Genomic DNA, 17,886 nt, shown 5'->3' on the forward strand with positions numbered 1-17,886 from the left:
CTGCAATTCATATAACCATTTCTAACCGTCGCTCCTGACGCGGATGTCGGAGCGGATGCCGATCTTGCAGTTGCCCTCCCTGAAGATGCGGACCATGCCCCCGCTCTCGGAGACGGTGATCCCGATGGCCGGGATCTCGTGGGTGATGGATGCGGTTGCCCGGTGCCGCCCCCCAAGACCGCCCGGCAGGGAGATACCCCGTCCGGTGACGTCGAGGTACCTTCCGGCCGCCCGCACCTCGCCGTTCTTGTCGATGACGAAGACCCCGTCGAGCTGGGCGAACTCCTTGACGCTCTCCCAGTTGTCTCTGTTCTTGATGTCGCGGAGAGCGGGTGGCTGCCCCTGGTAGGGGTTGAGGATCGCCTGGTGGGAGTGCCTGAAGATCTCCTCCGGGTCCCCGATGATGAACGCGGTCCCGATAGACCGGCCCTCCCGGCCCTCGACCCCGATCTCGAGGGCCAGCGTGAGGGCGGCGTGGAGCACCTCGCGGGGGACGATGTCGGAGAAGTCCTTTAAGTTGATGAAGTTCTTCCCCTCCTCGATGTCGTAGATGATGACCGCGTAAGGAAAGACCCCGACGACGAGGCCGCTCTCGAGGCTTCGCCGGAGGTAGAGGTGGACGGCGGCATCGAGCATATGCCGCTCGCTCACCTCCAGGATGTCGTGCATCGTGAGGTCTTTTAAGACGTCGAGCTGGAGTTCCTGGACCCGGATGATCGGAATATCGGGGACGTCCGCGAGGACCGGGGCCGGCTCGACGAACGAGACGACCGCCCGTGCCCCGATCTTTACCGCCACTTCGCAGGCGGTGGCAAGCATCAGGTCGCCGTTCATAACACCTCGCGGATCAGCCCCGGAATCTCCGAGGGCCGTGACGCGACCGGGACATTGAGGGCGGCGAGCCGCCGCACCTTGGAGCGGGCGTCGCCCTCGCCGCCCTCGATGATCGCTCCCGCGTGGCCCATCCTCTTCTCGGGCGGGGCGCTGACGCCGGCGATGTAGGTGACGACCGGGAGGTCGGTCGACCGGACGCCTTCCTCCTCCAGGTTCCCACCGACCTCGCCGATGACGACGACGGCCTTCGTCTGCGGGTCCTCCTCGAACCGTGCGAGCACGTCCACGAACGTCTGGCCGATCACCGGGTCGCCGCCGATCCCGACGACAGTGCTCTGGCCGATGCCGGCCCGGGTGAGCTCGTCGACGACCTCGTAGGTGAGGGTGCCGCTCCGGGAGACGATGCCGACGTTCCCGCGGCTGGTGAGGTGGGCCGGCATGATCCCGAGCTTGCACTCGCCCGGCGAGAGGAGGCCCGGACAGTTCGGGCCGATGACCGCGCAGTCGTGGAGTTTCGCGTAAGCGATCGCCTTCATTGCATCGTGGACCGGGATGTGCTCGGTGATGACGACGGCAAGTTCGATCCCCGCGTGCGCCGCCTCCATGATCGAGTCGCCCGCGGCGCCGCCCGGCACGAAACAGACGCTCGCGGTCGCGTCGTGCTCGGCGAGCGCCTCGCGCACCGTGTTGTAGACCGGCACGCCGTGGACCTCCCGCCCGCCCTTGCCGGGCGCGACGCCCGCGACGACGCCCCGCCCGCCGACCTCGCGGGCGTAGGCGTTCATCAGTTCGGTGTGGAATGTTCCCTGCTTGCCGGTGATGTTCTGGACGATCACCCCGAGGTTCTTGTCGCCGTAGATCATCTTCTCACCTCCATCGCTGCTTTCACGGCCGCATCCATGCTTTCGAGCATCTTATAGCCGCCTTCGGCGAGGAGCCTCCGTCCTTCCGCCTCGTTCGTCCCGGCCATCCGGACGATGACCGTCGGTGCGACGCCTGCGGCGATGATGCCCTTCGCGACCTCGTCGCACCGGGTGATCCCGCCGAGGAGGTTGACCACGATCACCGAGACCTTCGGCATGCTCGCGACGAGCCGGACGGCGTGCTTCACTCGCTCCTGGTCGGCGCCGCCTCCGACGTCGAGGAAGTTCGCCGCCTGCCCGTTGTAGTACTCGATGAGGTCGAGCGTCGACATCGTGAGCCCGGCACCGTTCCCGATGACTCCGATGGTCCCGTCGAGTTCCACGTAGGAGAACCCGTGCTGCTCGGCCTCGCGCTCGCGCTCCGAGAGGTCGCGGTTGACCGCTATCCCCTGCCGGGCGAGGGCGTTGTCGTCGACGATCAGTTTCGCGTCCGCCGCGTAGACCCCCCGCGACGTCGTCACCAGGGGATTGATCTCCGCGAGCATGGCGTCCTTCTCCTGGAAGACGTGGTAGAGGCTGTTGATGACAGGTGCGAGTTCCTTCGGCGCGCCGCCGAGGATCTCCCGCATCAGAAACGGCGGGATGTCGTGGAGGAGCGGGGATACGACGACCTTACGGATGGCAGTTACATCGCTCTCGATCTCCACCCCGCCGGCATCGGCAAAGAGGACCACCGGCTGCTTGCTCGACCGGTCGATGGCGATGCTGACGTAGTACTCGTGCTCGATCGCCAGCCGCTCCTCGACCAGGATCTCCCTGACCGGGACGCCCTTGATCTCCCGCGAGAAGAGTTCGCGGGCGGTCTCGATCGCCGATCCGTTGTCGGCCATCAGGATGCCGCCGGCCTTCCCGCGGCCGCCGACGTCCACCTGCGCCTTCAGGACCACGCCGTCGCCCATCGCGGGCAGGTGTGCCGTGACCTCTTCCGGTGCCCGGATGAGAGCTCCCTTCGGGACCGGAATGCCATACGTCGAAAAGACTGATTTTGCCTCGTACTCCAGCATCTTCATGATCTACACGCTCGTTCTCCCAGTTCGAATCCCCGTTTCAGTGCTTTGAGGTTCAACTCCTCGGTGCCTTTGGGGACGCTGTCGAGCACCGCGCGCTCGATCGCCTCCCTGCTCACGACCCCGGTCGCCGCCACGAGGGCGCCGATCATCACGATGTTCGCGACGATCTCCCGGCGGAGGGCGGTCTTCGCCTCCGTCGTCGCCGGGATCTCGTAAGCCCGGCAGGCCGGGCGGGACCGGACCAGGTCGGAATCGATGAGCATGACTGCGTCCTTCCCGGCACGGACCCCGTACTTCTCGAACCCCTGCTGGGACATGATGACGTAGATGTCGGGGTCCACCACCTCGGGGTAGAGGATCGGCGCGTCGTCGATCACCACCTGTCCCATCGAGGCCCCGCCCCGGGCCTCCGGGCCGTAGACCTGCGTCTGGACGGCGTACTTCCCATCGTAGAGCGCCGCCGCTCTCCCGAGGATGACCGCGGAGAGGATGATCCCCTGCCCGCCGTAGCCCGAGAATCTCACTTCGTGCCTCATCGCCGCACCCCCATCGCCGGCCGGTTCCGCCGGACCAGCTCCCCGACGGTGAAGGTGCCTTCGGGGATCGGCTTACCTTCTGCCGTGAGGCGGTTATACTTCTCGACAAGCATCGCGTGGCTCCGGATGTACTCAACCATGGCCGAAACGGTCCGGAGCTTGTTGTGGCGGCCGTAGTTCGTCGGGCACTGGGTCCGTACCTCGATGAATGAGAGCCCCGGCGTCTGCATCCCGACGGCGACGGCCTTCGTCAGTTCCTTGACGTGGTAGGACGTCCAGCGGGCGACGTGGTTTGCCCCGGCGGCGATGGCGAGTTCGGCAAGGTCGAAGGCCGGCTCGCTCGCCCCGTAGGGCGTCGTCGACGAGATGGCCCCCGGCGGCGTCGTCGGGCTCCCCTGGCCGCCGGTCATGCCGTAGATATGGTTGTTCATGCATACCACGGTCATATCCACGTTCCGGCGGCAGGCGTGGATGAAGTGGTTCCCGCCGATGGCGGCGAGATCCCCGTCGCCCGTGAAGACGACGACGTTGAACTCCGGCCGCGCCATCTTCACCCCGGTGGCAAACGCGAGCGCCCGCCCGTGGGTGGTGTGGAGCGAGTCGGCGAGGATGTAGCCGGGGGCGCGGGAGGAGCACCCGATCCCCGAGACGAAGACCGTCTCGTCGCGCTTCCAGCCCATCTCCTCGACCGCCGCGAGGGTGCAGTTGATGACCGTTCCGTTGCCGCACCCGGTGCAGTAGATGTGGGGCAGGCGGTCTTCCCTGAACCAGTCGGGCGCGATCATCGGTGCGCCTCCAGGGCCCGCACGAGTTCGGCGGGGGTATGGAGTTCGCCCCCGATCTTTGGCAGGGAGACGACTGGCTGGTCCACGTGGCGCTGGACCTCCCGGACCATCTGGCCCATGTTCAGTTCCGGCATCAGGAAGACCTTTGCGTTCGGGAACTCCTCGAGAGCGAACTCCGGGAACGGCCAGACCAGCCTGAGCCGGAGGTGGCCGATCGAGTCGTCGGACCGGTCCTGGATCACCTGCTCCACCGTCCGTGACGGCGGGCCGTAGGTGACGAAGACCGTCTCGGCATCGGGGTTCTTCACCTCGTAGTCGGCGATCTCGCGGCGGGCAGACTCTATCTTGGTGATCAGGCGCCGCACCAGTTTATCGTGCGCCTCCGGGTCGGTCGTGTCCGGGTAGCCCCGCTCGTTGTGGGTGAGCCCGGTCACGTGGACCGATCGCCCCGAACCGAAGGGCGCAAAGCCGGGGACGCCGTCCTCACCGGCCTCGAAGGGAAGGCTCCCCTCCGCGAGCGGCCGGGGGGGGACGATCGCGGCCGGGTCGCGGATGGTCACCCGCTCCCGCATGTGGCCGACGATCTCGTCGGCCATCAGGAAGGTGGGGACCCTGAACCGGTCCGCGAGGTCAAACGCCTTCACGGTCAGGTCGAACATCTCCTGGACGGAGTTCGGGGTGAGCGCGATGGTGCTGTAGTCGCCGTGCGACCCGAACCGGCACTGGAGCATGTCGCCCTGCGCCGCCCGGGTCGGCTGGCCGGTGCTTGGCCCGCCCCGCTGGACGTTGACGACGACGCACGGCGTCTCGGTCATGGCCGCGTAGCCGATGTTCTCCATCATCAGCGAGAACCCGGGACCGCTCGTCGCGGTCATGGACCGAACGCCGGTCCAGGCGGCGCCGATGACCGCGGCCATGCTCGCGAGTTCGTCTTCCATCGAGATGAAGACTCCGCCGGCCTTCGGGAGTCTCCGGGCCATCGCCTCGGCGACCTCGGTCGACGGCGTGATCGGGTAGCCGCCGAAGAACCGGCACCCGGCGGCGAGGGCGCCCTCCGCGCAGGCGGTGTTGCCCTGCATGAACTCAACCTTGCTCAAAACTCCACCTCCACCCGGTGCGGCTCAAACGGCCTCTCCTCGACCCAGGAGATCGCCTGGTCGGGGCAGATCATATGGCAGACCCCGCAGAGCATCCGCCCGTAGAGAGCCTGCAGCCTGCAGTTCGTACACCGTTCGGGGCGGTCGAGGACCGGGGAGACGATCCCCCGGCTGTTGAGCGCCGTCCCTTCCTGAAAGATCCCGTAGGGGCAGACCAGCACGCAGAGGTTGCACCCCTTGCAGCGGCTTTCATCGATGACGAGTTTCATGAGACCGTATCCTACCTGATATTGAATCGCTGGTGAAATTGTGTTTTCGCTTTCTGTCGTACTGCCTGAAAGAGATCCCCGCCGTGGGCATCGATCCCGACGGTTAGGGGCAGGTGGTCGGCCTCGATGACCCAGACCGCCTCGGCCATGCCGAGGTCTTCAAAATAGACGCCGGAGAGGCTCATGCGGGCGGCCGCGAGCGCGGCGCACCCGCCCGTGAGCGCGAGGTAGACCCCGCGCCCCCGGAGTTCTTCGACCACCTCGGGGCCCATGCCGCCTTTCCCGATAAGGGCGCGGACGCCCGCGTCGATGAGAAAGCCCGTGAGCGCGTTCATCCGGGCGGACGTGGTGGGGCCGGCGACGACGAGGCGGCCGTCCTGGATGACCGGGCCGCAGTGGTAGACCGCCGCGCCCTCCGGATCGAAGGGTATCCCTTCCTCGATCATCCGCATGTGGGCCTCGTCCCGCGCGGTGTAGATCGTCCCGGAGAGGGTGACCTGGTCGCCCGCCCGGAGCGCGAGGACCTCGTCGCCGAGGGGTGTTGCGAGGTCCGTCACCGCCGCACCTCCACGGTCGCCCGGCGGCAGGCCCAGCACTGGACGTTCACCGCCACCGGGAGGGATGCGGTGTGGCAGTCCGCCCGCTTCACCTTCACCGCGAGCGCGGTCGTGTCGCCGCCAAGACCCATCGGACCGATGCCGAGGGCGTTGACGGCATCGCAGAGCTCCTGCTCGTAGGCGTCCATGGTGTCGACCGGGAGGAGGAGGGCTTCTTTTGCGAGCGCTGCGGCCATATCGAACGTCCCGCCGATCCCGACGCCGAGGAAGACCGGCGGGCAGGGCTTCCCGCCCGCAATAAGCATCGTCTCCGCGACGAACTTCGGGATCTCCCCTGCCTGCGAGGGGAGGAGCATCCCGATCCTCGAGGTGTTCTCGGAACCCGCGCCCTTCGGGAGGACCGTCACCTCGAACCGGTCGCCGGGGACGACGTGGATCGCCGGCATCCCCTCACCGGTGTTGTCGCCGGTGTTCTCGCGGGTGAGCGGGTCGACGACGTTCGGGCGGAGGGGGATGCTGGCCGTCGCACGGCGCACCCCTTCCCGCACCGCGTCGAAGAGGTCGGGCGTGAACGGGACGTCGGGAGGGAGGGTGAGGTAGACGACCGGCACGCCGGTGTCCTGGCAGATCGGCACCCGTCGCTCTCCGGCGAGTGCGATGTTCTCAAGGATGTTCTCGAGCTCTCGCCGTGCAACGGTATCCCTTTCGGCCGCGGCCGCCCTCTCGATCGCCGCGAGCACGTCGGCGGGGAGCCGGATCTCGGCCTCTGCGAGGGCTTTTTCTGTGGCGTCCGCGAGCGCGCCCGGAAGTATCGGGTCTGCCGGATTCATCATTGTTTATAATGGTGGGAGGCGACTATAAATAACCTATATTCCTGCCGGTATCGGATCTACTGCCTGCGGGCCATGCCCTGGGAAAAAAGATAGGCGGGGTGGCGTTACGCTACCGGTACCTGTTCCTGGACGATTCTTGCGGGGGTCGGAATCTTGTAGGTGCCGCGCTTGAGGGAGATCTTTGCCTTCTCCACATACTGCGGGGTTGTCCAGACGGAGAAGACCTTCTGGCCTCTCTCGACCCGCGCCGCGGTGCCGACGGCCTTCCCGAAGGCAAGACGCATGCCTTCCGAGACACGGTCGGCTCCTGCGCCGGTTGCCTGCTTGTTCTCACGGAGAACATGGTGCGGGAAGGTCCGAATCTTCAGGTGATAGTTCGCTCTCCCGACCTCTTTCAAGAGCTGCCGGTTGATACCGATACGGGCGGCCTCAAGGGCCGTGTGCCGTATCTGACAGGCCTCGTCGACGACGATGGAGAGCTCGACCGGGAAGTCCTGGCTGAGGTTGCCCATATCGAACTGCACGATCTTGCTGCCCGGCACGCCGCCCATATATTCTCTGCGTGTATATGCTTTCTTTGCGAGATTCCTGTACATCTTCGCTGGTTTTCGTACCATCGTTAAGAACTCCTGCCGATCTTTGAGTGCTTTATAAAATGGAGATCTCTTCTAATAAACCTTACTGGAGGCTTTCCGTCTCGTCGATCATCCGGAGCACCCTCCGGCGGACCTCCGCGAACGCGGCGCTGGTGCGGTCCCGGGGCCGGGGCCAGGGGATCTCGACGACTTCGCGGACCGATCCCGGCCTTGGAGAGAGGACGACGATCTTGTCGGAGAGGTAGACCGCCTCGTCGACGCTGTGCGTGACAAAGACGATAGTCTTCTTCGTCTGCTCCCAGAGAGAGAGAAGCTCCTTCTGCATTCTGTTCCGGGTCTGGGCGTCGAGCGCCCCGAACGGCTCGTCCATGAGGAGGACGTCGGGGTCGTTTGCGAGCGCTCGTGCGATCGCCACCCGCTGCCGCATCCCGCCGGAGAGTTCGTAGGGGTAGGCGTCACGGAACTGGGAGAGGCCGACCATCTCGATGTAGCGGCCTGCCGTCTTCCGCCGCTCCTCCTTGCCGACGCCTTTCATCTCGAGACCGAAGGCGACGTTGTCGACCACCCTCCGCCAGGGGAAGAGGGAGTACTCCTGAAAGACCATCCCGCGCTTGGGGTCCGGGCCGGTGACGGCGCGGCCTTCGACGGTGACGCTCCCGGTGGTCGCGGTCTCGAGCCCGGCGATGATCCGGAGAAGCGTCGTCTTCCCGCACCCCGACGGCCCGACAAGGCAGACGAACTCCTCATCGGCGATCTCCAGGTTGACGTTCTTAAGCGCCTGCGTCGCGGTGCCGTCTTCCTTGGGAAAGACCTTGCCGAGATCCCGGATCGTTACGCCGCTCATATCAGGCCACCTCGCCTGCCCGCCACCGGAGGAGTTGCTTATCGACGTAGTTCCTGAAGATACGGTCGATGATGAGGCCCGCAAGGCCAAGGATCAGCATGTAGACGACGACGTTGGGCATCTGGTGGAGATAGTAGTTGTGCCAGAGCTGGTACCCGAGGCCGTATCTTGAGACGCCGAACATCTCGGCGGCCACGAGACACATCCACCCGACGCCCATAGCGATCCTGATGCCGGAGGCTATCCCCGGGATGGCGGCGGGAAGGGCGACGTGGCGGATCAGTTCAAGGGAGGTATCGCAGCCGAGCACCTTGCCCGCCTCCACAAAGACCCTCGGGACGTCGCGGAACGCGGAGTAGGTCGCGGTCAGGATCGGGAAGAAGGCTCCCGCAAAGATGACGAAGCCCGCCGCCTGGGTGGTGAGCCCGAACCAGATGATGGCGAACGGGATCCAGGCCAGCGGCGGTATGGGGCGGAGGATCTCGATGATCGGGTCGAGGAGGAAGTCCGCAACCCGGAACCACCCCATCAGGATCCCGATGGGGACGCCGAGGAGGAGCGCCGCGATGAGCCCGATCCCGAAATGCTCGAGGCTGACCATGGTGTCGGCAAAGAGGGTGCCTGAGCCGAGGAGGTTGATGAATGCGCCGGCGACGTCGGTGAAGCTCGGGAGGATAAAGGACCGGCCTACTATATACTCGGCGATGATCTGCCATATCACCGCCGCGATGACGAGCGCTACGGCGCCGAGGAGTTGTTTCTGTGTCTGTCGGTTCATGTCTCTGTTCCGCTGCTCATGATTGGTGCCGGAGCGGATCGCTGGTCGGTCTGCTCCGGAATCTTATCTTATATTTCATCGGCATCGCCGTAAAAGATACTTTTGTAGAAAAACGGGGAGGTCCCGGGTTATGCCCGGGCCCTGTCGTAGAACGAGAGGTCGAAGAGGTCGTCCTGCGTGAGCGGCCTGCTGATGTAGCCGAGCTCGTGCTGGAGGTTCGTGTACTCCACGACCGAGGTCGTGATGACGTGCGGGTCGGCGGTCCAGGAGCCGTCCCAGTCCCTGAAGGACGCCTTCACGGTCTCGACGTTCTGTCCGGTCTTTGCGGAGTAGATGGATGCAGCCTCGTCCGGGTGTTCGAGGTTGTACTCCGTCGCCCTGATGTGGGTCTTCACGATCTGCTCGACGATCTCGGGGTGATCGCGGATCAGGGAGCCGCTCGCAACGAGAACACAGCAGGCGTGGTCTTTCATCATCTCGCCCGACTTCACGACGGTCCTTCCCACGCCCTCCGCCACGATGATGGACGGGGACGGGTGGGGCAGGAAGACGCCGTCGACCTGGCCGGCGGAGATGGCGGTGGTTGCGGCGCCGGGGTCCATGGCGACGATGGTGACGCTCGCGGGGTCGACGCCGTTCTCCTCAAGCCAGGTCCGGAGGATGGTGTCCTGGATGGTTCCGGGCGGGAAGGTGGCGATCTTCTTCCCTGCGAGGTCGGCAGGAGTCGAATACGCGACCCCGTTCCTGATGACGAGGTCGGAGCCCTGGGTCTGGACCGCTGCAACGATCTTTGCGTCGAGCCCGTTGCTGACGGCCGCGATGAACGGGGCGGAGCCGACGTAGGCGATGTCAAGGTCCCCGGAGAGCATCGCCTGCATCTCGGGCGCGCCGGTGCCGAACTGGTAGTCGGTCACCCGCGTGATGCCGAGGTTCGCGAGGTCCTCCTGCCACCACCCCTTCTCCATCGCGGTGAAGTGGGCGGTCTGGTGAGTGCTCGGCTGGTAGCCGATCCGAAGGTTCGAGACGTCGCCGGTGCCCGTGCACCCGGCGGCGAGGATGAATGCCGCGACGAGGGCCGCGGCCAGAAGGGTTGCGGTTAGTGATCTCATAATCTCTCCATCTGTATAATGGTATACGGTTAGTCTTGACGTCGAGGGTATATAGTATTGTCGAAAAACGGGGATTATGTTATATTGTAGTATAAATCCATGTGCAGAAATTCTCCTTATGGGGGTGATTCATGGAAGTTGAAAAGGTCGGTTGGGCGTACTTTTGGGGATGGGGGGTACGATTACCAGGGTGGCGTTTGCTGGTGGCACGGTGGGGGTTTGGGCATCACGGGGCATGTTTTGTCGAGTGGAACACTGGAACGAGGAAAGAATCCCATACACTAGACCGTGGGTGTATCGCCTTTAGGGTGGAGGGGGATGCTCCCCCCTCGCACCTCTCGGTGCTCAAGCTTGCTCCGCTCGCACTTCGCGGCTTCGCGCCTTCGCGTGAGGTTTTGCCCGTACTATAGGCTTCACGCGAAGCCGCGAAGAGCGCGAAGGAGTATATGGGTGCTGGTTCCCGCCGGTTACAGAACCCACCGGCCCCCCGTGCGTGGTTTTAATCTCCCTCGCGGCCAAACGGTACAGACAGGACTGTTGATAGAATGCGTTCGGATCAGATTCGGCAGGGCCGTCTTTCCGGCGAGCGTTCGGGCGACCTCGAGCACTTTCTTGCATCGATGGAGGCCGACCGCTGGATTGCGGAGGCGGACCTCCTCGTGGATATGGCGCACCTCCTCGGCCTTCGCCGGCAGGGGATCATCGACGAGGCCCCGGCACGGGCGCTGATGGCGGCGCTCCTCGACCTCCACGACCACGGGCTCCCGGAGGAGGCGTTCGACGAGAAGTTCGAGGACATCCACGCCGGGAAGGAGGCCTACCTCATCGACCGGGTCGGCGAGGACTTCGGCGGCCGCCTCCATATGGGCCGGTCCCGGAACGACGAGGTCGCGACCTGCATACGGGTTCGGTTGAAGCAGGAGCTTATCGCCCTCGTGCGGTCGCTAGACGATCTCCGGCGGACCCTGCTCGACGTCGCCGCCGCCCACACGGAGACGGTGATGCCGGGCTTCACCCACCTCCAGCACGCCCAGCCCACGACGCTGGCCCACTACCTCCTCGCCTACGAGCAGGCCTTCTCGCGGGATACGGCCAGATTGCGCGAAGCATACGCACGGGTGGACGTATCGCCCCTCGGTTCCGCGGCGTTCGCCTCGACCGGCTTTCCCCTCGACCGCGTCTACACGGCCGGACTCCTCGGCTTCTCCCGGCCGGCGCCAAACAGCATGGACGCGGTCGCCGCCCGGGACTTCGCGATCGAGGTGCTTGCCGGCGTAGCCGTCTCGATGACGACGGCGAGCCGGCTCTGCGAGGAACTGGTCATCTGGAGCACCGCGTTCGTCGGGTTCGTCCAGCTCGACGACGCCTACTGCTCCACCTCCTCGATCATGCCCCAGAAGAAGAACCCTGACGTGGCGGAGATCATGCGGGCGAAGGCCGGATCGGCCGCAGGTTCGCTCGCCGCGGCGATCACGATCGTCAAGGGCCTCCCCATGAGCTACAACCGCGACCTCCAGGAACTGACCCCGCACCTCTGGCGGGGCGTGGAGTCCGCCCGGCAGAGCATCCCCCTCCTTGCCGGCATGATCGGCACCGCGACCTTCCGGACGGAGCGGATGGCTGCCGAGGCGGGCAGGGGCTTCTCGACCGCAACGGAGCTCGCCGACGTCCTGGTCAGGGAGTACGGGCTTCCCTTCCGCACCGCCCACCGGATCGTCGGGCGGGCGGTGAGGCACGGGTCGCTCGACCTCGCCACCGTCGAGGCCGCCGCACGGGAGGCCGCCGGGATCTCGGTCGTGGAGCTGGGCGTGACGGAGGAGAAGATCGCCTCCGTCCTCGACCCCGTCCACGCAGTCGCGGTCCGGAATATCGTCGGCGGCCCGGCGCCCGCGGCGGTCGCGGTGCAACTTTCGGAGCAGCAGGACCTCCTCGCCCGGGATACGGCATGGGCGGAGGAGACCGGTGCGGCGTTATCGAGCGCATTCGAACACCTTATCCTTGAATCACGGAGGCTGATAGCATAACCGAGACACTTCAGACCGGCGATCTGGTGCGGTACGTGAACGGCGGGACCGCCCTCACCGGCACCTACATCACCGAGCGGGATGGGATGGCCGTCGTCAAACTGGGGAACGGCTATAACATCGGGACATCCCCCGAAAAGATCGAGTTCGTCGGGCGGGCAGCTCCGCAGCCGCCGGCAGGCGCGGGGGTCGTCGTCCAGAACCCCGACCTCCCGGACCTCGCCGTCATATCCACCGGCGGGACGATCGCGAGCCGGGTGGACTACCGGACGGGAGCGGTGATGAGCCAGTTCTCGGCAAGCGATATCCTGCGGGCGATCCCCGAACTCGGGGATATCGCCCGCTACCGCGACCGGCAGGTCGCGAGCATCCTCTCGGAGAACATGCGCCCGGACCTCTGGCAGAGCCTTGCCCGGGCGGTCTATGAGGAGGTCCGGAACGGCGTCGCCGGGGTGATCGTCACTCACGGCACCGACACGATGGCCTACTCGGCGGCGGCGGTCCGGTTCATGCTCAGGACCCCGGTGCCGGTCGTCTTCGTCGGCTCTCAGCGGTCCGCCGACCGGCCGAGCTCCGACAACGCCATGAACGCTCTCTGCAGCGCCGCCGTCGCCGCAGGCGACCTCGGCGAGGTCGCGGTCGTGATGCACGCGACGACGAACGACGACCGATGCGCCATCCACCGTGCGACGAGAGTCCGCAAGATGCACACCTCGCGGCGGGACGCCTTCCAGAGCATGGGGATGGAGCCTCTCGGCTATGTCGACTACCCCACCCTCTCCGTCGGCCTCTCGGACGAGGCGGTCCGGCGGGGTGCAGAGGAGCCGGAACTCCGCGACGCGCTCGAGGAGCGGTGCGCTCTCCTCCACTTCTATCCCGGCATGCCTCCCGCAGTCCTTGACGCCTTCGAGGGCTATAAGGGCCTGGTCCTCTCGGGAACGGGCCTCGGCCACGTCTCGACGGAGTGGATACCCCGGCTTACCGAGATGATCGAGGGCGGGACGACCGTCGTCATGACCTCCCAGTGCCTCCACGGCCGGGTCTGCGACCGGGTCTACAACACGGGGAGAGACCTCCTTGCCGCCGGCGTCGTCGAGGGCGAGGATATGCTTCCCGAGGCGGCGCTCGTCAAGCTGATGTGGGTGCTCGGGAACGAACCCGACCCCGAGAAGGCACGAGCGCTGATGCGGACCGACCTTGCGGGCGAGATCCGGCGGAGGTCGATATGATGGATTACCAGAACCTCGGCCTCAAGGCCGGTATCGAGATCCACCAGCAGCTCGACACTGCCGAGAAACTCTTCTGCCGGTGCCCCACCTGCCTCAGGGAGACCGCCGAGCGGACGGGTGAGTTCCACCGCTACCTCCGGGCGACGGAGAGCGAGCTCGGGGAGATCGACCGGGCGGCACGGGAAGAGATGCGGCTTGTGCGGAAGTTCTGCTACTACACCTACGACACGGTCTGCCTGGTGGAGCACGACGAGGAGCCCCCGACCCCGATGAACCCCGAGGCGCTCGAGGTCTGCCTCACGATCGCAAAGATGCTCGGCATGACGCCCGTCGAGCAGGTCCACACGATGCGCAAACTCGTCATCGACGGCTCGAACACCAGCGGGTTCCAGCGGACGGCGCTCGTCGCGCTCTCCGGCGCCCTCCCCGACGGCTGCCGGATCGAGACGATCTGCCTCGAGGAGGAGGCGGCCCAGCGCGTGGAGGGCGAGACCTTCTCCCTCGACCGCCTGGGGATCCCGCTCGTCGAGATCACGACCGCCCCCGACATGCACACCCCCGAGGCCGTCCAGCAGGTCGCCGAGTACATCGGGATGGTCCTCCGCTCGACCGGCCGGGTGAAGCGCGGCCTCGGCACGATCCGGCAGGACGTCAACATCTCGATCGCGGGCGGCGCCCGGGTCGAGATCAAGGGCGTTCAGGAGCTCGGCCTGATCGCCGAGGTCGTCCGCCGCGAGGTCGAGCGGCAGACGAGCCTCCTTGCGATCCGTGACGAACTCCGGGAGAGGGGCGCCACGGTCGACCGTAACGTCGTCGACGTCACAGCCCTCTTTGCCGAGACGAAATCCGCCATCTTAAAGAAGGCGAAGGCCGTCCTCGCCATCCGGCTCTGCGGGTTTGCCGGACTTGTCGGGCGGGAGATCCAGCCCGGCCGCCGGCTCGGGAGCGAGATGTCGGACTACGCGAAGAAGTGCGGCGTCGGCGGGATCTTCCACACCGACGAGCTCCCCGCCTACGGCGTCACCGCCGACGAGGTGGAGCGCCTGCGTTCGCTCGTCGGTGCGGAGGAGAACGACTGCGTCGTCATCGTGGCGGCAGGGCGCGAGCGTGCCGGCTGCGCGATCGAGCAGGTCATCGTCCGGGCGGAGATGGCCCTATCGGGCGTCCCCGAAGAGACCCGGAAGATGCTCGAAGAGGGGAGTACGGCCTACATGCGCCCGCTCCCCGGCGCCGCCCGGATGTATCCCGAGACCGACGTCTTCTCGGTCGCAATCGACGCCGACCGCTGGGACCGGACTGCCGTCCCCGAACTTCTCACCGGCCGTGCGGCCCGGTTCGTCCGGGAGTTCGGGCTCGACGAGGCTCTGGCGCGGCAGGTTGCGTTCTCCGAGCGGCTGCCGATCTTCGAGAGAGCGGTCGCCGCCGGCGTCCGTCCCACCCTCGCGGCCCGGACGCTCCTTGCCACCTGCCGGGAGCTCGCCCGCGACGGCGTCGCCGTCGACCGGGTGGACGAAGAGACCCTCCTCGCCCTCCTCTCGGCCGTCGAGGCCGGCGGAGCCGCCAAGGAGGCGATCCCCGACCTCATCACCGAGCTCGCAAAGACAGCGGGCGCCGGCGCCGGGAAACCGCGCGAGCGGGTGGATGCCGCCATCGCAAAGATGGCCCCCGCCGTCTCGCAGGCGGACGTGGAGGCGATCGTCCGCCGGGTCGTGGCCGAACGGGAGGCGTTCGCCCGCGAGCGGGGTATGGGCGCGCTCGGTCCCCTGATGGGTATCGTCATGCAGGAGGTCCGGGGGAGCGTGGACGGGAAAGTCGTCAGCGAGGCCCTCCGGCGGGAGCTCAAGCACCTCCTCTCGTGAGGTGCGGGGCGACCCGTTCCGGGTAACTTTTATCATCGGGTCTGCTCATAAATATAAAGGAGTTTTACCCATGGGAAAGACAGGAACTGTTCAGTGGGCCCAGGTCAAGGGCGTGAAGGGGCAGATAAGGCTCGTCCCCGCAAGTGAAGGCGAAGTGAAGAGACCCGGCCCGAACCAGCGGTTCAAGCCGGCAGCAGACATCCAGAAGCGTGCGAACCGGGAAGGCCAGGACCCCCGGCGCGGCGGACGCGGCGGACGCGGCGGACGTGGCGGACGCGGCGGGAGCAGAGGTGGAGCAGGCGGCCCGACGGTCGACCCGCGGGTACGCAAGTGCGTGCGGCGCGCCAAGGTCTCGGCTCTCGGAACCAAGCAGAAATCGAGATAAGCCGTCTCCTTCTTCTCTTCAATACTTTTTATAGTTGCGAGTTCCAGTATGTGGTATGGATCTCAAAACGGCCATCAGGACGTACCAGTTTGCTGAACGGGCGAAATCGGAACTGATTGTCGGGTCGCATCTGACGACGGCCCTGATCCAGTTTCCGGTCCAGGAGAAGCCCGGCGGGAAACGGATGCTCCTGATGGTGCTCGAGTCGATCCGCTCGGAGCTCGAGTTTGCTCACGGCGACACGGGGCACAGTGAATTCCGGAAGGCCATCGACCACCTCAACGAGGCGATCAGCCTGACCGAGAGCATGGAACTCGGCGCCGCGTCGGAGCGGATGAGCAGGGCCGTCAGCGCCGCCACGACCGCTGCCCAGGAAGCATGGGAAATGCTCAAGGAACATGAACTCCTCTGATCTCTTCCGCTTCCTGAAAGCGCGGTCGTCGGTCCGGGAATACTCCGGGGAGCCGCTCGACCCCGAGGATATCGAGTATATCCTCGCCGCCGCGAGCACGGCGCCGAGCGCCGGCAACCGGGAGGCCTGGGACGTCGTCGTCGTCACCGACGAGGACATCAGGCTGGAGCTCGCGCTCGCGGCGCTCGAGCAGGTGCACGTCCGGGACGCTCCCGCAGTCTTCGTGGTCTGCGCGAACTATGTCCGATCCATGACGCAGTACGGGGAGCGGGGAATCCTCTACGCGGTCGAGGACGCTGCAATCGCCTGCACCTACATGATGCTTGCCGCCCACGCCCGCGACCTGCACTCGTGCTGGACCGGGGCGTTCGAAGAGGACGAGGTCAGAGAACTCCTCGGCCTCCCGCAGCATATCCGCCCCGTCGCGCTCCTTGCGGTCGGGAAGGGGACGCCGCCGCTCGAACCCATGAAACGGATGCCGGTGGACGAGCACGTACACCGTGAGACCTGGTAGGATAACACTCTTGGAGAGATTATGCCGGATTATTTGGTTACGCTTGAGTCAGCGTGGATACTGAAAGATGTCAAGTCCTTAGACGACGCCGTGAGCATCGCGATCAGCGAGGCCGGGAAACGGCTCAACCCCTCGGCGAAGTTCGTCGAGATCGAGGCCGGGATGAGCGCCTGCCCCTTCTGCGAGGGAGAACTCGATAGCGCCCTCGTCGTGGCGAACACCGCCCTCGTCGGGCTCGTGCTCCAGATGAAGGTCTTCCGTGCGGAGTCGGGGGAGCACGCGGCCCGGATCGCGAAGTCGGTCGTCGGGAAAGCGCTCCGCGACGTCCCGCTGAAAGTCCAGGATGTGCAAGAACTATGATCGCCGTCGTCGGGCATACCGCCATCGACCACCTCTTCCGGGTGCCGAAACTTCCCGGGCGGCACAACTCGACCTATATCACCGATCATAAGGTCTACTTCGGCGGCGGGGCGGCGAACATCGCGGCGGGAATTGCGATGCTCGGCGAGCGCTGCCGCCTGGTCTCCACGGTCGGCGGGGACTTCCCGGGGAGCGACTACGACCTCTGGCTGCACGACCTCGGGATCGTGCAGGACTTCACCCAGGTGAAGGACACCCGCACCGCGACCGCGTTCATCTTCACGGATGACGGGGGCGACCAGGAGACCTTCTTTGAGTGGGGGGCGTCCGTCGCGTTCGCTACGGCGGAGGCTCCCGCCCTCGATTTCGTCCACATGGCGACGGCCGACCCCGACTTCAACGTCCGGGTCGCCCAGACGAGCACGTTCGCATCATTCGACCCGGGACAGGACCTCCTCCGCTACACCCCGGACCAGCTCGAGATCATCCTCGCGAACATCGACATCCTCTTCTCGAACAACCACGAGATGGACCGGATGTGCGAGATGCTCGGGATGGAGCGCCGGGCGCTCGTCGCCTCGGTCCCGATGGTCGTCACGACCCGGGGATCGGAGGGGAGCCTCCTCTGCATGGACGGCGAGGAGCACCACGTCCCGGCCGTCCGGGTGGATGCCGTCGACCCCACCGGGGCCGGCGACGGCTACCGGGCCGGTTTCCTCACGGCATTCCGGAAGGGCTACGCCCCGATCGACTGCTGCCGCGCGGGTGCGGTGGTCTCGTCCTTCGTCGTAGAGAGGACGGGCACCCAGACGAACCTTCCCGACTGGGGCAGGATGCTTGAGCGATACCGGAAGGTCTTTGGCGAGCCCGGGAAAATAATTTCCTGAATTATGGGGTATAACGTGCGGTCTGCCGGCCGGATGGTGCCGGCG

21 protein-coding genes are annotated in these 17,886 nt (G+C 66.0%); 8 read left to right on the top strand and 13 right to left on the bottom strand.

Annotation, left to right across the window (positions count from 1 at the left end):
• Positions 1-21: 21 nt before the first annotated feature.
• The 13 genes from F8E02_RS07300 to F8E02_RS07360 form a co-directional block, all read right to left on the bottom strand.
• Complete coding sequence (locus tag F8E02_RS07300) at positions 22-834, bottom strand: DNA integrity scanning protein DisA nucleotide-binding domain protein (RefSeq protein WP_317064830.1); 813 nt, start codon at positions 832-834, stop codon at positions 22-24.
• Positions 831-1,697, bottom strand: a complete 867-nt coding sequence (gene sucD / locus F8E02_RS07305; RefSeq protein WP_317064831.1) for a succinate--CoA ligase subunit alpha — start codon at positions 1,695-1,697, stop codon at positions 831-833. The genes F8E02_RS07300 and sucD overlap by 4 nt, the downstream gene beginning before the upstream one ends.
• Positions 1,694-2,767, bottom strand: coding sequence for a succinate--CoA ligase subunit beta (locus tag F8E02_RS07310; protein WP_317064832.1), 1,074 nt, complete (start codon positions 2,765-2,767; stop codon positions 1,694-1,696). The genes sucD and F8E02_RS07310 overlap by 4 nt, the downstream gene beginning before the upstream one ends.
• A complete protein-coding gene (locus F8E02_RS07315; RefSeq protein WP_317064833.1) occupies positions 2,764-3,303 on the bottom strand; it encodes a 2-oxoacid:ferredoxin oxidoreductase subunit gamma in 540 nt (179 codons plus the stop codon). Before F8E02_RS07315 ends, F8E02_RS07310 begins: the two co-directional genes overlap by 4 nt.
• Complete coding sequence (locus F8E02_RS07320; RefSeq protein WP_317064834.1) at positions 3,300-4,088, bottom strand: thiamine pyrophosphate-dependent enzyme; 789 nt, start codon at positions 4,086-4,088, stop codon at positions 3,300-3,302. The genes F8E02_RS07315 and F8E02_RS07320 overlap by 4 nt, the downstream gene beginning before the upstream one ends.
• Positions 4,085-5,167: a 2-oxoacid:acceptor oxidoreductase subunit alpha gene (locus F8E02_RS07325; protein ID WP_394357926.1), complete on the bottom strand. Its 1,083-nt coding sequence runs from the start codon at positions 5,165-5,167 to the stop codon at positions 4,085-4,087. The genes F8E02_RS07320 and F8E02_RS07325 overlap by 4 nt, the downstream gene beginning before the upstream one ends.
• Positions 5,168-5,181: 14 nt before the next feature.
• Positions 5,182-5,454: a 4Fe-4S dicluster domain-containing protein gene (locus F8E02_RS07330; protein WP_317064836.1), complete on the bottom strand. Its 273-nt coding sequence runs from the start codon at positions 5,452-5,454 to the stop codon at positions 5,182-5,184.
• A gap of 11 nt (positions 5,455-5,465) precedes the next feature.
• Positions 5,466-6,011, bottom strand: a complete 546-nt coding sequence (locus tag F8E02_RS07335) for a FumA C-terminus/TtdB family hydratase beta subunit (RefSeq protein ID WP_317064837.1) — start codon at positions 6,009-6,011, stop codon at positions 5,466-5,468.
• Entirely contained in the window at positions 6,008-6,844 is an 837-nt protein-coding gene (locus tag F8E02_RS07340) for a fumarate hydratase (protein ID WP_317064838.1), read from the bottom strand. The genes F8E02_RS07335 and F8E02_RS07340 overlap by 4 nt, the downstream gene beginning before the upstream one ends.
• 104 nt (positions 6,845-6,948) lie before the next feature.
• Positions 6,949-7,461 (bottom strand): 50S ribosomal protein L16, encoded by a 513-nt coding sequence (locus F8E02_RS07345; RefSeq protein ID WP_317064839.1) that lies wholly within the window; start codon positions 7,459-7,461, stop codon positions 6,949-6,951.
• Between the two features lie 61 nt (positions 7,462-7,522).
• The gene (locus F8E02_RS07350) at positions 7,523-8,284 is read right to left on the bottom strand and encodes an ABC transporter ATP-binding protein (protein WP_317064840.1); all 762 of its coding nucleotides are present in this window, start codon (positions 8,282-8,284) and stop codon (positions 7,523-7,525) included.
• Position 8,285: 1 nt separating this feature from the next.
• A complete protein-coding gene (locus F8E02_RS07355) occupies positions 8,286-9,062 on the bottom strand; it encodes an ABC transporter permease (RefSeq protein WP_317064841.1) in 777 nt (258 codons plus the stop codon).
• A gap of 128 nt (positions 9,063-9,190) precedes the next feature.
• Positions 9,191-10,171, bottom strand: coding sequence for an ABC transporter substrate-binding protein (locus F8E02_RS07360; RefSeq protein ID WP_317064842.1), 981 nt, complete (start codon positions 10,169-10,171; stop codon positions 9,191-9,193).
• A 545-nt stretch (positions 10,172-10,716) separates the two neighbouring features.
• Here F8E02_RS07360 and argH point away from each other — a divergent pair.
• The 8 genes from argH to F8E02_RS07400 all read left to right on the top strand — a co-directional run bounded on the left by argH (position 10,717) and on the right by F8E02_RS07400 (position 17,841).
• Positions 10,717-12,195 (top strand): argininosuccinate lyase, encoded by a 1,479-nt coding sequence (gene argH, locus F8E02_RS07365; RefSeq protein WP_317064843.1) that lies wholly within the window; start codon positions 10,717-10,719, stop codon positions 12,193-12,195.
• Positions 12,192-13,424, top strand: coding sequence for a Glu-tRNA(Gln) amidotransferase subunit GatD (gene gatD, locus F8E02_RS07370; RefSeq protein WP_317065162.1), 1,233 nt, complete (start codon positions 12,192-12,194; stop codon positions 13,422-13,424). The genes argH and gatD overlap by 4 nt, the downstream gene beginning before the upstream one ends.
• Positions 13,424-15,283, top strand: coding sequence for a Glu-tRNA(Gln) amidotransferase subunit GatE (gatE, locus tag F8E02_RS07375; RefSeq protein ID WP_317065163.1), 1,860 nt, complete (start codon positions 13,424-13,426; stop codon positions 15,281-15,283). Before gatD ends, gatE begins: the two co-directional genes overlap by 1 nt.
• A 70-nt stretch (positions 15,284-15,353) precedes the next feature.
• Entirely contained in the window at positions 15,354-15,668 is a 315-nt protein-coding gene (locus tag F8E02_RS07380) for a DUF5350 domain-containing protein (RefSeq protein WP_317064844.1), read from the top strand.
• 55 nt (positions 15,669-15,723) lie between these two features.
• On the top strand, positions 15,724-16,080 hold the full coding sequence (locus tag F8E02_RS07385) for a hypothetical protein (protein ID WP_317064845.1): 357 nt from the start codon (positions 15,724-15,726) through the stop codon (positions 16,078-16,080).
• A complete protein-coding gene (locus tag F8E02_RS07390) occupies positions 16,067-16,594 on the top strand; it encodes a nitroreductase family protein (protein ID WP_317064846.1) in 528 nt (175 codons plus the stop codon). Before F8E02_RS07385 ends, F8E02_RS07390 begins: the two co-directional genes overlap by 14 nt.
• A gap of 21 nt (positions 16,595-16,615) precedes the next feature.
• Positions 16,616-16,954, top strand: coding sequence for a DUF555 domain-containing protein (locus F8E02_RS07395; RefSeq protein WP_317064847.1), 339 nt, complete (start codon positions 16,616-16,618; stop codon positions 16,952-16,954).
• A complete protein-coding gene (locus tag F8E02_RS07400) occupies positions 16,951-17,841 on the top strand; it encodes a carbohydrate kinase family protein (protein WP_317064848.1) in 891 nt (296 codons plus the stop codon). Before F8E02_RS07395 ends, F8E02_RS07400 begins: the two co-directional genes overlap by 4 nt.
• Positions 17,842-17,886 lie beyond the last annotated feature (45 nt).

Source organism: Methanoculleus caldifontis, assembly GCF_032842345.1.
Classification (GTDB): Archaea; Halobacteriota; Methanomicrobia; order Methanomicrobiales; family Methanoculleaceae; genus Methanoculleus; species Methanoculleus caldifontis.

Excerpts from the sequence above, each read along its gene's own strand:
- F8E02_RS07300 (WP_317064830.1), bottom strand. The coding sequence starts at position 834 with ATGAACGGCGACCTGATGCTTGCCACCGCCTGCGAAGTGGCGGTAAAG.
- sucD (WP_317064831.1), bottom strand. The coding sequence starts at position 1,697 with ATGATCTACGGCGACAAGAACCTCGGGGTGATCGTCCAGAACATCACC.
- F8E02_RS07310 (WP_317064832.1), bottom strand. The coding sequence starts at position 2,767 with ATGAAGATGCTGGAGTACGAGGCAAAATCAGTCTTTTCGACGTATGGC.
- F8E02_RS07315 (WP_317064833.1), bottom strand. The coding sequence starts at position 3,303 with ATGAGGCACGAAGTGAGATTCTCGGGCTACGGCGGGCAGGGGATCATC.
- F8E02_RS07320 (WP_317064834.1), bottom strand. The coding sequence starts at position 4,088 with ATGATCGCGCCCGACTGGTTCAGGGAAGACCGCCTGCCCCACATCTAC.
- F8E02_RS07325 (WP_394357926.1), bottom strand. The coding sequence starts at position 5,167 with ATGCAGGGCAACACCGCCTGCGCGGAGGGCGCCCTCGCCGCCGGGTGC.
- F8E02_RS07330 (WP_317064836.1), bottom strand. The coding sequence starts at position 5,454 with ATGAAACTCGTCATCGATGAAAGCCGCTGCAAGGGGTGCAACCTCTGC.
- F8E02_RS07340 (WP_317064838.1), bottom strand. The coding sequence starts at position 6,844 with ATGATGAATCCGGCAGACCCGATACTTCCGGGCGCGCTCGCGGACGCC.
- F8E02_RS07345 (WP_317064839.1), bottom strand. The coding sequence starts at position 7,461 with ATGGTACGAAAACCAGCGAAGATGTACAGGAATCTCGCAAAGAAAGCA.
- F8E02_RS07350 (WP_317064840.1), bottom strand. The coding sequence starts at position 8,284 with ATGAGCGGCGTAACGATCCGGGATCTCGGCAAGGTCTTTCCCAAGGAA.
- F8E02_RS07355 (WP_317064841.1), bottom strand. The coding sequence starts at position 9,062 with ATGAACCGACAGACACAGAAACAACTCCTCGGCGCCGTAGCGCTCGTC.
- F8E02_RS07360 (WP_317064842.1), bottom strand. The coding sequence starts at position 10,171 with ATGAGATCACTAACCGCAACCCTTCTGGCCGCGGCCCTCGTCGCGGCA.
- argH (WP_317064843.1), top strand. The coding sequence starts at position 10,717 with ATGCGTTCGGATCAGATTCGGCAGGGCCGTCTTTCCGGCGAGCGTTCG.
- gatE (WP_317065163.1), top strand. The coding sequence starts at position 13,424 with ATGGATTACCAGAACCTCGGCCTCAAGGCCGGTATCGAGATCCACCAG.
- F8E02_RS07380 (WP_317064844.1), top strand. The coding sequence starts at position 15,354 with ATGGGAAAGACAGGAACTGTTCAGTGGGCCCAGGTCAAGGGCGTGAAG.
- F8E02_RS07385 (WP_317064845.1), top strand. The coding sequence starts at position 15,724 with ATGGATCTCAAAACGGCCATCAGGACGTACCAGTTTGCTGAACGGGCG.
- F8E02_RS07390 (WP_317064846.1), top strand. The coding sequence starts at position 16,067 with ATGAACTCCTCTGATCTCTTCCGCTTCCTGAAAGCGCGGTCGTCGGTC.
- F8E02_RS07395 (WP_317064847.1), top strand. The coding sequence starts at position 16,616 with ATGCCGGATTATTTGGTTACGCTTGAGTCAGCGTGGATACTGAAAGAT.
- F8E02_RS07400 (WP_317064848.1), top strand. The coding sequence starts at position 16,951 with ATGATCGCCGTCGTCGGGCATACCGCCATCGACCACCTCTTCCGGGTG.